Origin of the sequence: Accumulibacter sp., assembly GCF_036625275.1 — a bacterium.
In the GTDB taxonomy this organism is placed as follows: domain Bacteria; phylum Pseudomonadota; class Gammaproteobacteria; order Burkholderiales; family Rhodocyclaceae; genus Accumulibacter.
The window spans coordinates 21,171-34,062 of the sequence record NZ_JAZKUD010000021.1 but is presented as its reverse complement, the minus strand read 5'-3'; the positions used below and the strand labels follow the sequence as shown (position 1 = coordinate 34,062).

Here is a 12,892-nt window from a genome sequence, read left to right as displayed (position 1 = left end):
ATGACGCCCGTTTCTGTGTAAACTCGCTCCTTTGCCCACATCAAGACCTGCCCGTCAGCCGTGCGACTATTCCGCCTCGCCAAAATTCTGAGCATTGCGAGCCGCTACGGCCTCGACGAGATGATTCTCGAGCACGAACCCAGCGGTCGCCTGGCGGCGCTGTCGCGCGCCCTGCATTTCTGGCGACGCTTCGACACCCCGCCGGCGGTTCGCCTGCGCCAAGCACTCGAGTCGCTGGGGCCGATCTTCGTCAAGTTTGGACAGGTGCTGTCCACCCGTCGCGACCTGCTGCGTACCGACATCGCCGATGAACTGGCCAGGCTGCAGGATCGTGTGCCACCGTTCTCGCCCGAACTGGCACTGACGCAGATCGAGAAAGCCTATGGTCGGCCGGCCAGTGCCGTGTTTGCCGAGTTCGATTCGACGCCAATCGCCAGTGCCTCGATCGCGCAGGTCCATTTTGCCCGTCTGCGGCCGGAAGACGGCGGCCAGGAAGTTGCCGTCAAGATCCTGCGTCCGGACATGCACGGCGTGATTGCCAATGATCTGGCGCTGCTCGAAACCCTGGCTGGCCTGCTCGAAAAAGTGTGGTCGGACGGCAAGCGGCTGAAGCCGCGCGAAGTGGTCGGCGAGTTCGCCAAATACCTCTACGACGAACTCGATCTGATGCGCGAAGCCGCCAACTGCTCGCAACTGCGGCGCAATTTCAGCGGCTCTCGGCTGCTGCAGGTCCCCGAAGTGTACTGGGACCAATGCACGACGACGGTGATGGTCATGGAGCGCATGCGGGGCATCCCGATCAGTCAGACCGAAGCCCTGGTCGCTGCCGGCATCGACTTGCCGGCACTGTCACGTGCCGGCGTCGAAATCTTCTTCACGCAGGTGTTTCGTGATGGCTTCTTTCATGCCGACATGCACCCCGGCAATATCTTCATCGCCACTGATCCGGACCATCACGGCAGCTATATCGCACTTGATTTCGGCATCGTCGGAACACTGACCGACAACGACAAGAATTACCTGGCGCAAAACTTCCTCGCCTTTTTCCAGCGCGACTACAAACGCGTGGCGATGGCCCATATCGAAGCTGGCTGGGCGCCACCCGAGACCCGTGCCGACGAGTTCGAAGCCGCCATCCGCGCCGTCTGCGAACCGATTTTCGACCGGCCACTACACGAAATCTCGTTCGGCCGTGTCCTGCTGCGTCTGTTTCAGACCTCGCGCCGTTTCAATGTCGAAATCCAGCCGCAACTGGTAATGCTGCAGAAGACCCTGCTCAACATCGAGGGCCTGGGCCGACAACTCGACCCCAATCTCGACCTGTGGAAGACCGCCAAACCATTCCTGGAGCGCTGGATGAGCGAGCAACTCGGCAGCCGTGCATTCCATCGCGGCGTCCAGCAGGAAGCCCCCTACTGGGCACGCATCCTGCCGCAGTTGCCACGCCTGATACACCAAGCGCTGGCACAGACGAAAGCGCCGGATCTGGCGCCCTTGCTGGCCGATCTGGCACGTACACAACGCCAGCAGAGGCGCTTGCTGGGGGTCATCGCCGTGTTGCTGACGATGGTACTGCTTGGTCAGTTATTGATGAATAATCTCTGAAAACCTGAAAATTCACCGAAATAAGTTTTCAATGCTGTCATGCACGATTATCCGGAGACCACATGATCGGATAATCATATCATCCTGTATTTATAATCGCCTATTGTACTGACGAGCCATGCTGGCGATGGCGTGCAAGCCAGTCAACCAGCCAACCGATACTTGGCGATGAAAAACATAAGACCATGAATAAAATGGTGAAACCTGCGCCCATGACAGGGATGCTGTCGCCCATTTCGTTTCTCCTTGATTGACTCATCATGATTGCAGCCAGGATTACGTCCGACTGTAGCTCGTGTGCTTCCCGGTATCCGGGACTACCTGCATACAATAATCGGTCGAGGACAACACGGCAAACGATAAAATCTCACTCGACGCATGAGTTTTTTTCACGCATGCGAAGCCATGTCATCAGATCGTCTGCAGGTTCCGGAGGTTCTGCCGATCCGTTGCAGATCACGAATTTTCACCAGCAGACAACGCCAGAATTGCGTCAATCGAGTCTTGAAGGTAGTATCCATGCCGCGCACCGCATGCTGATGTAGATCCCCCGTCACCCTACCGATCCGGCGGCCCAACCCGAACCGTCATCCAGTTGTTCGCAGTGGAACCGGCTCCGCTTGTTGGCCTAGGTCCTCATATCAACTTCGCATTTCTTTATCGCTTCCAGAATGATTTCCGGCCTACTCAAGAAGATTTTCGGCAGCCGCAATGATCGGCTGATCAAGCAGTACATGCAGGTTGTCCGCAAGATCAATGCACTGGAAGCAGGGACGAGCACGCTTTCTGACGACGCCCTGCGCGGCAGGACCGCCGATTTCAAGGCGCGCGTCGCCAATGGCGAGACGCTCGACGCCTTGCTGCCGGAGGCTTTCGCCGTGGTTCGCGAGGCCGGCAAGCGTACGCTGGGCATGCGCCATTTCGATGTCCAGTTGATCGGTGGCATGGTCCTGCACGACGGCAAGATCGCGGAAATGCGTACCGGTGAGGGAAAAACGCTGGTGGCGACGCTGGCTTCCTACCTCAATGCGCTCTCCGGCAACGGGGTGCATGTGGTGACGGTCAACGATTACCTGGCCAACCGCGACGCCGAGTGGATGGGGCGCCTGCATCGTTTTCTCGGCCTCAGCGTCGGCGTGAACCTGTCGCAGATGGCCCACGAGGACAAGCAGGCGGCCTACGCTGCCGACATCACCTACGGGACCAACAACGAGTTCGGCTTCGATTACCTGCGCGACAACATGGTCTATTCCGGCGCCGAGCGAGTGCAACGCAAGCTCAACTTTGCAATCGTCGACGAGGTCGATTCGATCCTCATCGACGAAGCGCGCACCCCCCTGATCATTTCGGGCCAGGCCGAAGACCATACCGAACTGTACGTGCGCATGAACAAGGTCGCCCCGCTGCTCAAGCGCTGCGAACTGGAAGATGGCCCGGGAGATTACTGGGTGGACGAGAAAGGCCATCAGATCCTGATGACCGAGGAAGGTCACGAGCATGCCGAAGAGATTCTGGCACAGGCTGGCCTGCTTCCCGACGGCGGCAGTCTCTATGACGCCTCCAACATCCTGATGATTCACCATCTGTACGCTGCCCTGCGCGCCCACAACCTGTTCCTCCGGGATCAGCAGTACGTGGTGCAGAACGGTGAAGTGATCATCGTAGACGAGTTCACCGGTCGCCTGATGTCCGGTCGTCGCTGGTCCGATGGTCTGCACCAGGCGGTCGAGGCCAAGGAGAGTGTCCGGATTCAGAACGAGAATCAGACCCTGGCATCGATCACCTTTCAGAACTACTTCCGCATGTACAGCAAGCTGTCTGGAATGACCGGCACTGCGGATACCGAAGCCTACGAGTTTCAGCAAATCTATGGTCTGGAGACGGTGGTCATCCCGACCAACCAGCCCATGCGCCGAACCGACCACAACGATCAGGTCTTCCGCACCGCCAAGGAAAAACACGCGGCGATCGTCGCCGATATTCGCGGCTGCCGCGAACGCGGCCAGCCGGTGCTGGTCGGCACCACCTCGATCGAGAATTCCGAGTTGCTCTCGGCCCTGCTGGACCACGAAAAGCTGCCGCATCAGGTTCTCAACGCCAAGCAACATGCGCGCGAAGCTGAAATCGTCCGCGAGGCCGGACGGCCGGGGATGATTACCATTGCCACCAACATGGCCGGTCGCGGAACCGACATCGTTCTCGGCGGCAGTATCGAGAAGCGGATCACGCAACTTCGCGACGATGAGGCGCTGACCGATGCGGATCGCGAGACGCGCATCGGTATGATCCGATCCGATTGGCAAAAGCTGCACGATCAGGTCGTCGCCGCCGGCGGCCTGCACATCATCGGTTCGGAACGTCATGAGTCGCGGCGGATCGACAATCAGTTGCGCGGCCGTTCGGGTCGCCAGGGCGATCCCGGTTCTTCACGCTTCTATCTTGCCCTCGATGACTCGCTGCTGCGAATTTTTGCCGGCGATCGCCTCAAGGCGATCATGGAGCGACTGAAGATGCCCGAGGGCGAGGCGATCGAGCATCCGCTTGTTTCGCGCTCGCTGGAATCGGCACAGCGCAAGGTCGAGGCACGCAACTTCGATATCCGCAAGCAACTGCTCGAATACGACGACGTGGCCAATGATCAGCGCAAAGTCATCTACGCGCAAAGGAACGAGTTACTGGAGACTGACGATATCTCCGAAACCGTAACGGCGATGCGCGCAGGCGTGCTGCATGATACCTTCCGGCTTTACGTCCCGGCTGAAAGTGTCGAGGAACAATGGGATCTGCACGGGCTCGAAAGAGCACTGGCCGCCGAACTTCAGTTGCAGGTGCCGGTGGTCGAATGGTCAAGGAACGAGCCGAATCTGCGCAGCGATGACATGCTGCGGCGGCTGATCGATATGGCGGCCGCTTCCTATGCGGCCAAGATCGAACTCGTGGGCGCCGAGGCCTTTCATCCGTTCGAGCGCAACGTCATGCTGCAGAGCCTGGATACGCACTGGCGAGAACATCTGGCGGCGCTGGACCACCTGCGCCAGGGCATCCATCTGCGTGGCTACGCGCAGAAGAACCCGAAGCAGGAGTACAAGCGCGAAGCTTTCGAGCTGTTCGAGCGCATGCTCGACAACATTCGCCTCGACGTGACGCGTCTACTGGTCACTGTGCAGGTGCGCACTCAGGATGTCGAGGAAACCCTCCCGCATGCCGAGGTGCAGAACGTCCGCTACCACCATGCAGACTATGACGAAGCCTTGGGGCAGGGAGATGACGACACGGCGGCGACACGCGCGCAGAAACCGATGCACGTGGGCGCCAAGGTCGGCCGCAATGAACCGTGCCCTTGCGGCTCGGGAAAGAAGTACAAATACTGTCATGGCAAGTTGTCGTAGTTCGTGGTTGTCCGGAGTAAACTGAACCGAGGCACCAGGGTGCGGGGACGGTGCCCTGGAAACCCCCCTGGCCGTGCTGACCGTTTCCGCCCGTGAGGTTGCAATGCCCGTCAATTACCGCACCCCCTCCCCCACCCAACTGTTTCCGGTCGCCGGCGTTCGCCTCGGCGTCTCCGAAGCGGGCATCCGCAAGCCTGACCGGCGCGACCTGGTCGTGCTGTCGCTGGCAGAAGGTTCTCGAGTCGCTGGGGTGTTTACCGCCAACCGCTTTTGTGCCGCACCGGTACAGGTCTGCCGTCGTCATCTCGAACTTGGCAGCGACATCCGCGCGCTGGTGATCAATACCGGCGTCGCCAATGCCGGTACCGGTGAGCAAGGCTGGCAAGCAGCGGTGCATACCTGTGCCGCCACCGCTCACTTGCTGGGCATCGACGACCGGCAGGTACTGCCCTTCTCGACCGGCGTCATCCTCGAACCCTTGCCGGTCGATCGTCTGGTGGCCGGCCTGCCGCTCTGCGTCGCCGATCTCCAGGAGAACCACTGGCACGCCGCAGCACACGCCATCATGACTACCGACACGGTCGCCAAAGCCGCTTCGCGACGCCTCGATGTCGCCGGCCGGATCGTGACCATCACCGGCATCAGCAAGGGTGCCGGAATGATCCGGCCAAACATGGCAACCATGCTCGGTTTCATCGCCACCGACGCCGGCATTGCCACGCCGCTGCTGCAGCAGCTCTTGCATGCAGCCGCCGACGCCTCATTCAACTGCATCACCGTCGACGGAGACACCTCGACCAATGATTCCTTTCTCCTGATCGCGACGGGCCAGGCCGGCGTCGAGTTTACCGACGCAGCGGCACCCGACTACGCAGCGCTGCGCGAAGCCGTGATCGCCGTCGCCGTCGAACTGGCGCAGGCAATCATTCGCGACGGCGAAGGCGCCAGCAAGTTCATCAGCATTACCGTCGAAGGAGGCCGCGACCGCGCAGAATGCAAGCGCGTTGGCTATGCGATCGCGCACTCACCGCTGGTCAAGACCGCTTTCTTCGCATCCGATCCCAACCTCGGCCGCATCCTGGCCGCGATCGGCTACGCGGAGCTTGATGATCTCGACGTAGCGCCGGTCCGCGTCTGGTTGAGCAGCGACCAAACGGAGATTCTGGTTGCCGAAAGGGGCGGGCGGGCCGCTTCCTATCGCGAAGAGGACGGCGCCGCCATCATGCAACAAGCCGAGATTGGCGTCCGCGTCGCACTGGGCCGCGGCACCGCCAGCGCCACCGTCTATACCTGTGATCTCACTTATGATTACGTGCAGATCAATGCGGACTACCGCAGCTAACGGTCATGACTTTTCCCCTCTCCCCCAACCCCTCCCACGGCCCGCGCTGCATCGCGGGCCGGCTACGGCGGCACGGAGCAGTGCTCCGCGAAACCCCGCCTTCGCCCCCCGCGAGGGGGAGGAGAGATTCTTGAGTCGCATACGCGACTTTCACATCAACCCCACCTGACACGCGTTTCAAGCAAACCCGTCTGAACCAGCCGGACGCCAGCGCCGGCTAGTCGCTTTCGAGCGCTGCCGCCTGTTGTGACAAGGGAGGCGAGGCTGCATACGCGCGCGGCGCAGATGGGCCGCCAGCACGGCATCGTAGAACGGGGAAAGCAGCGTGTAGCCGTGCTTGAGACCCAATCGTCGACAATCAGTGCAGAACGTGCGGAACAGCCAGGGTGAACTCGGGGATTTCCGCCTCGAACTGCCTGCCGTCGATGGCCGTCAACTGGTAACTGCCGCGCATCGTGCCAACCGGCGTGTCGAGCTGGCAGCCGCTGGTGTAGGCAAACTTCTCGCCCGGTTGCAGCAGCGGCTGCCGGCCGACAACACCAAGACCACGCACCTCCTGGACCTCACCGCTCGCATCGGTGATGATCCAATGCCGCGAAACCAACTGCGCCGGCACAGTTCCGACGTTCTCGATAGTCATCGTGTACGCAAACACGTAGTGATCGTTCGCCGGGTCCGACTGCTCGGCGATATATTGCGGGATCGCGCTGACGGCGACTCCATATTTCTTGCTTGCGGCCATATGTGCTCAATGTCGGAACGTTCAGAACCGGCATTGCACACCAAACCGAGGGTAATGACAAGCCTGTTGAGAAAGCGGGCCTTTCCTCTCAGCGGAGCAGCCTTTTCGCGCTAGAATCCAGTCCAATTTCCCAGAGGTCCCTGCCATGTACGTGATTGCTCCGAGCATCCTTTCTGCCGATTTTGCCCGGCTTGGCGAAGAGGTCGTGAATGTCATCGCCGCCGGTGCCGACTGGATTCACTTCGATGTGATGGACAACCATTACGTCCCCAACCTGACCATCGGTCCGCTGGTCTGCGAGGCCATCCGCCCACTGACGCAGGCACCGATCGACGTACACCTGATGGTCAAACCAGTTGATCGCATCGTTCCCGACTTCGCCCGGGCGGGAGCCAACATCATCACCTTTCATCCGGAGGCGTCCGAACACGTCGACCGGACGCTCGCCCTGATCCGGGAAAACGGTTGTCAGTCGGGGCTGGTGTTCAATCCGGCAACGCCACTCGACTACCTGGAGCACGTCATGGACAAGCTGGACATCATCCTGCTGATGAGCGTCAATCCGGGTTTTGGTGGGCAGAAGTTCATTCCTTCCACACTGGCCAAGCTTGCGGCAGCACGCGCCAGAATCGACGCTTATGAGCAGGACAGCGGGCGGCGAATCCGGCTTGAAGTCGACGGCGGGGTGAAGGTGGACAACATCGCCGCCATCGCCCGCGCCGGCGCCGACGCTTTTGTTGCCGGCTCGGCAGTTTTCGGCGCCGGCAGCGACAGCGATCGCCACCGTTACGACAGCATCCTCGCCGCGCTGCGCGCACAACTGGAAAAGCCATGATCTCTTCACTGCTTGCCGTACGCGCGGTACTGATCGATCTCGACGGCACCTTGCTGGATACCGTTCTCGATCTTCATGCCGCTGCCAACGCCATGCTGCGCGACCTGGGTCGCAGCGAGATTTCGGTCGAGTCGATTCGCAGCTATGTCGGGCGCGGCATTCCCAACCTGGTCAAGCGCGTCCTGGCAGGTTCGATGGCCGCCGCTGACGATGCCACGCCGCCCCCGGCGGCGGCACTGGCCAGCTTCAGGCACCACTACAGTATCGAGAACGGTCGGAATGCCGCTTTTTTTCCTGGCGTTCGCGAAGGCCTGGAGGCATTCAAGGCGCTCGATTTGCCCCTCGGCGTCATTACCAACAAGGCCGAGGCATTCACCCTGCCGCTGTTGCAGCGTACCGGCCTGCTTCCCTTTTTCGAGGTCATTGTCAGCGGCGACGTCCTGCCGCGTCCGAAGCCCGACCCGATGCCCCTGCTCTGGGCCTGCGGCCGCCTGGGCTTTTCGCCGGTCGACGTGCTCATGATCGGCGATTCGGTGCATGACTTTCATGCCGGGAGGGCGGCCAGCTGCCCCGTTTTCCTGGTCCCTTACGGCTACAACGAAGGACGAGATGTTCGTGATCTGGCATGTGATGCTATAGTCTCGTCCCTTGCAGAAGCTGCCCAACTCCTGATCCGCGCATGACCGAAGCTTATTTCAATCGCCTCGCTGGCGAAGGCTACAACCGCATCCCGGTAACCCTTGAGACCTTCGCCGATCTCGATACGCCGCTGTCCATCTACCTGAAGCTCGCCAACAGCCCCTACAGTTACCTGCTCGAATCGGTGCAGGGCGGCGAGCGCTTTGGCCGTTATTCGATCATCGGTCTGGCCAGCCCGACGCGGATCGTGGTCAACGCGCATCAGGTGCTGGTGCTGAACGGCAATCGCATCGCCGAACGCGAAGACGACACCAACCCGCTCGACTTCATCGGCAAGTACATGAAGCGCTTTCGTGCGGCTCCCACCACAGGTCTACCACGCTTCTGCGGTGGTCTGGTCGGCTGCTTCGGCTATGACACCGTCCGCTATATCGAGACCCGGCTGACACGCTCCCAGAAAACGGACGACCTCGGAATTCCCGACATCGTGCTGCTGCTTTCGGAAGAAATTGCCGTGGTCGACAACCTGTCCGGCAAGCTGACACTGGTCGTCTATGCCGAGCCCGGCGTTCCCGGCGCCTACCCGAAAGCGCAGGCCAGACTCAGGGAATTGCTCGCCCGCCTGCGCGAACCGGTTCGCATTCCGCCGGAAGTGCCGCAGTCTTCGCAACCCGCGACCTCGATGTTTGGTGAATCGGAATACCGGCAAGCGGTACTGAAAGCCAAGCGTTACATCACCGAGGGCGACATCATGCAGGTGGTCCTGTCACAGCGCATGAGCAAACCCCTGGCTGCCAGCCCGATGGCGCTGTACCGTTCGCTGCGTTCGCTCAACCCGTCGCCGTACATGTTCTACTTCGACTTGGAGGATTTCCATGTCGTCGGCGCTTCACCCGAAATTCTCGTCCGTCTCGAAGGCGACACGGTCACTGTCCGACCGATCGCGGGCACACGCCGACGTGGCGTGTCCTTCGATGAAGACCAGGAACTCGCTGCCGAGTTACTCGCCGACGAAAAGGAACGCGCAGAGCATGTGCAGCTTCTCGACCTTGGTCGCAACGACATCGGCCGTGTCGCTCGCGTCGGTACGATCAAGCTTACCGAAAACATGATCGTCGAGCGCTATTCGCACGTGATGCACATCGTCTCGAACGTCGAAGCCAAACTACGGCCAGGCCTGAACGCACTCGACGTGCTCAAGGCCACCTTCCCGGCGGGAACCGTCTCGGGCGCGGCCAAGGTCCGGGCCATGGAGATCATTGACGAGCTTGAACCGGTCAAACGCGGCATCTATGCCGGCGCGGTCGGTTATCTCGGGTTCAACGGCGACATGGACCTGGCGATTGCGATCCGCACCGCCATCATCAAGGACGGCCAACTGCACGTGCAGGCGGGTGCCGGCATCGTCGCTGATTCCGACCCGGCGTCCGAATGGCAAGAAACGCAGAACAAGGCCCGCGCCGTACTGCGTGCCGCCGAACTCGCTGAACACGGTCTCGATACCCGTTTATAACATCGGGGCATCGGCCCGAAGCTGCTCGGTCATCCAGGCGACGATATAGGGCTGCGCAATGGTTTGCCTCCCAATCTGAAATTGCGCATCCATGCGACGATTCTGTGCGTATGGAAAGGCATTGATTTACCCAACGAAACTTCAGATGAGGGCAGAATGCACGTCTTCGTGACCGGCGGCACCGGCTACATCGGCAGCCGCCTGATTCCGGAATTGCTCGCACGTGGCCATCGGGTTGCGGCGCTGACACGGCCGAGGTCGGCACACCGGCTTGCGCCCGGCTGCCGCATCGTCATCGGCGACGCGCTCAATGCCCCGAGCTACGCGCAACAGATCGACGGAGCCGACACCTTGGTCCATCTGATAGGAGTTGCCCACCCTGGGCCGGCCAAGGCCATGGAATTCCGGACGGTGGATCTCGCCTCGGCTCGCGCGGCGCTGAGCGCGGCGATGGAGGCCAAGGTGAAGCATCTGCTCTATCTCAGCGTTGCCCAACCTGCACCGGTGATGCGAGCTTACGTAGAAGCGCGTGCCGAGGCCGAAACCTTGATTCGCGCCAGTGGCATCGCAGCCAGCTTTCTGCGCCCCTGGTATGTGCTCGGACCCGGCCACCGCTGGCCGTTACTGCTTCTCCCGGCCTACCGCCTGTTCGAGTACCTGCCGTTGACACGCCAGGCAATCCGGCGCTTCGGCCTGGTCGACATCGAACAGATGACCACAGCGCTAGTCCGGGCGGTGGAAGACCCGCCACCCGGAGTGCGCATCTGGGAAGTGCCGGAAATCCGTCTGGCCACCTTTCCTGCCTGAACCCCTATCGAGTGGAGTGTGAATGAAAGTGTTGGGAGGAATCGATAGACTCCCTTCCCTCCTCGCGAGGGCGACCACCGATGTCAACCCATCTCCATTGAACAAGGGGCTTCGACCAACACTTTCAATTGCACCCCATCGAGTGAGTCCTGCCACCTCAACGTTCTGCCGGCGTATCGAGCACACCGAGCCATTCGCTGATCTGCCGATAAACGCGCGTGTCGTTCAGCATTCTCAGGTGACCCAGTTTACCCAGCCTGGCGCACTGGACGTCACCCGTGATTTGATGCGTGATCGCACTACTCAGTGGCACCAGTCCATCGCCCAGGAATTCGCCGATCGGATGCTCGACGTCTTCGGTGAGACTGGCTCCCAGGAAGCGGAAAGCCATCTTATGCGGCTTGGATAGTGTCCGTGAAGCCCCCGGGCCATGGCGCAGATCCTGGATACCCTGACTGCGTGTCGCGGCAATATTCCCGAGCGGGCGGGTGACTTGAGTGAATTTCAACGCCACGGTTGCCAACTGCCCAAGTCGCTCGAGCGGTGAGCCGAGGTGCGGTGATCCGAGGCAAATCAGCATCCGTGTCGACTGCGGCCATTGCATCCCCGCCGCCATCGCCTGATCGCAGGCGCCAAGAGCGACCAGCCCGCCCATGCTGTGACCGATGATCAGCAGTTCACTAGCCGGTTGCGGCCAGGCTGCCAGCAAATGCTCGAGCAGAACCGCCAGTTGTGCACAATTTTCGGAAATCGGCAGGCCTGAGTTGTAGCGCAGGTAGAGTGGGGTGCAGGCGAATTCAGCCTGTACCTGGCGCCCGAAATGAGTGGTGGACGCAACTGCAGCTTCACCGGGATCAGCACATTCCCAACAGTGTTCGTCACACCCTAGTCCGTGGACGAAAACGCAAAGGCGTCTGCCCGCGTCGGGAAAAGCACTGCGCAGCGCATCGGTGTGTAGCGGCACGACCTTGCCGTTCACCCGTATGGCCATGTTGATCGCCAGTCGGTTGTTGCTGGCTGCAAGATGGTCTCCGAATGCCCCGTTGAGTGCGCTGTGCAGGCTACTCACCAAGCGCCCTGGCGGTTTATCCGGAAATTGGCGTCGCCTCTCCAGGATTGCCGCGGTTTCGAGCAAACCACCGCTGCCGTGGTAAATGGCCGCGTAGACGCCTGCTGAAATGACGTCATGAGCGGCTTGCACGAGTCGAGCCGGCCAACAAAGCAGCGGAATTCGCCGCAGGACGTCGAAAGACTGGCCGGCAATCGCTGCATGCATTTCCTTGACGCACCACGTGGTTTCCTGAACCGCTGCCTTAGCAACGTGACTGTAACCGGTTCTTTGCTGCGACGGCCCGAAGTCTTTTCTACCATCATGCGACATGGGTTGTCCTTGAAGCGTGAGGGGAAGTCCTGAACCCGCAGTTGGCAAGTCCGTCTTGCTTGCCCGGCCGGCCGGCCGTCAATGCGATACTCCTTCGCCGTGCAGAACCTTGGCGAAAGTCAGCCATAGTATCCGGATATCTAGCCACAACGATTGGCGCTGCAGATACTCGCTATCGAGCTCGACCTTCTGGACAATCGGCAGTTCATCGCGACCATTAACCTGTGCCCAACCGGTCAATCCCGGCAGCAACTCATGCACCCCGCACTCGCTGCGCAGGGCGATCAAATCATACTGGTTATACAGGGCTGGGCGCGGCCCTACAAAGCTCATGTCGCCCACCAGAATGCTCCACAACTGAGGTAGTTCGTCGAGGCTGGATTTGCGCAGGAACGAACCCACGGGTGTCAGGCAAGCCTGTGGATCGGTCAACAGATGGGTCGCCACAGCCGGTGTTCCAACCCGCATGCTGCGGAACTTCGGCATCCTGAAAATCCGGTTGGCCCGTCCAACGCGATCGGACCAATAAAGCACGGGTCCGGGCGAGGACAACTTGACCAACAGAGCGACCATACTCGCAGGAAGCAACAGCAACACCGCCGCCAGACAGGCCAGTAACACGTCAAAAAAGCGCTTGAT

The 12,892-nt window shown here is 60.7% G+C and carries 11 protein-coding genes; 7 read left to right on the top strand and 4 right to left on the bottom strand.

Annotated features, from left to right (window positions below; all coding sequences use genetic code 11):
* Positions 1 to 60: 60 nt before the first annotated feature.
* On the top strand, positions 61 to 1,605 hold the full coding sequence (gene ubiB, locus V5B39_RS09580; RefSeq protein WP_332342665.1) for a ubiquinone biosynthesis regulatory protein kinase UbiB: 1,545 nt from the start codon (positions 61 to 63) through the stop codon (positions 1,603 to 1,605).
* 100 nt (positions 1,606 to 1,705) lie between these two features.
* On the opposite strand, the gene V5B39_RS09575 is transcribed toward ubiB, so the two are convergent.
* Positions 1,706 to 1,840, bottom strand: coding sequence for a hypothetical protein (locus V5B39_RS09575; protein WP_332342664.1), 135 nt, complete (start codon positions 1,838 to 1,840; stop codon positions 1,706 to 1,708).
* Positions 1,841 to 2,276: 436 nt separating this feature from the next.
* On the opposite strand from V5B39_RS09575, the gene secA reads away from it, so the two are divergent.
* Together secA and argJ are read left to right on the top strand one after the other, a co-directional pair.
* A complete protein-coding gene (gene secA / locus V5B39_RS09570; RefSeq protein ID WP_332342663.1) occupies positions 2,277 to 4,994 on the top strand; it encodes a preprotein translocase subunit SecA in 2,718 nt (905 codons plus the stop codon).
* Between the two features lie 103 nt (positions 4,995 to 5,097).
* Positions 5,098 to 6,336, top strand: a complete 1,239-nt coding sequence (argJ, locus tag V5B39_RS09565; RefSeq protein ID WP_332342662.1) for a bifunctional glutamate N-acetyltransferase/amino-acid acetyltransferase ArgJ — start codon at positions 5,098 to 5,100, stop codon at positions 6,334 to 6,336.
* Positions 6,337 to 6,694: 358 nt separating this feature from the next.
* Here argJ and apaG read toward each other — a convergent pair whose 3' ends face one another.
* Positions 6,695 to 7,078 (bottom strand): Co2+/Mg2+ efflux protein ApaG, encoded by a 384-nt coding sequence (gene apaG, locus V5B39_RS09560; RefSeq protein WP_332342661.1) that lies wholly within the window; start codon positions 7,076 to 7,078, stop codon positions 6,695 to 6,697.
* Between the two features lie 145 nt (positions 7,079 to 7,223).
* On the opposite strand from apaG, the gene rpe reads away from it, so the two are divergent.
* The 4 genes from rpe (at position 7,224) to V5B39_RS09540 (ending at position 10,872) form a co-directional block, all read left to right on the top strand.
* On the top strand, positions 7,224 to 7,913 hold the full coding sequence (gene rpe, locus V5B39_RS09555) for a ribulose-phosphate 3-epimerase (RefSeq protein ID WP_332342660.1): 690 nt from the start codon (positions 7,224 to 7,226) through the stop codon (positions 7,911 to 7,913).
* Positions 7,910 to 8,596, top strand: coding sequence for a phosphoglycolate phosphatase (locus tag V5B39_RS09550; RefSeq protein ID WP_332342659.1), 687 nt, complete (start codon positions 7,910 to 7,912; stop codon positions 8,594 to 8,596). The genes rpe and V5B39_RS09550 overlap by 4 nt, the downstream gene beginning before the upstream one ends.
* Positions 8,593 to 10,065: an anthranilate synthase component I gene (gene trpE / locus V5B39_RS09545; protein ID WP_332342658.1), complete on the top strand. Its 1,473-nt coding sequence runs from the start codon at positions 8,593 to 8,595 to the stop codon at positions 10,063 to 10,065. The genes V5B39_RS09550 and trpE overlap by 4 nt, the downstream gene beginning before the upstream one ends.
* 156 nt (positions 10,066 to 10,221) lie before the next feature.
* Entirely contained in the window at positions 10,222 to 10,872 is a 651-nt protein-coding gene (locus tag V5B39_RS09540; RefSeq protein WP_332342657.1) for an SDR family oxidoreductase, read from the top strand.
* Positions 10,873 to 11,029: 157 nt separating this feature from the next.
* Here the strand turns inward: V5B39_RS09540 and V5B39_RS09535 are convergent, their stop codons facing one another.
* Together V5B39_RS09535 and V5B39_RS09530 are read right to left on the bottom strand one after the other, a co-directional pair.
* Positions 11,030 to 12,253, bottom strand: coding sequence for an esterase/lipase family protein (locus tag V5B39_RS09535; RefSeq protein ID WP_332342656.1), 1,224 nt, complete (start codon positions 12,251 to 12,253; stop codon positions 11,030 to 11,032).
* 78 nt (positions 12,254 to 12,331) lie between these two features.
* On the bottom strand, positions 12,332 to 12,892 hold the full coding sequence (locus V5B39_RS09530; protein WP_332342681.1) for a sugar transferase: 561 nt from the start codon (positions 12,890 to 12,892) through the stop codon (positions 12,332 to 12,334).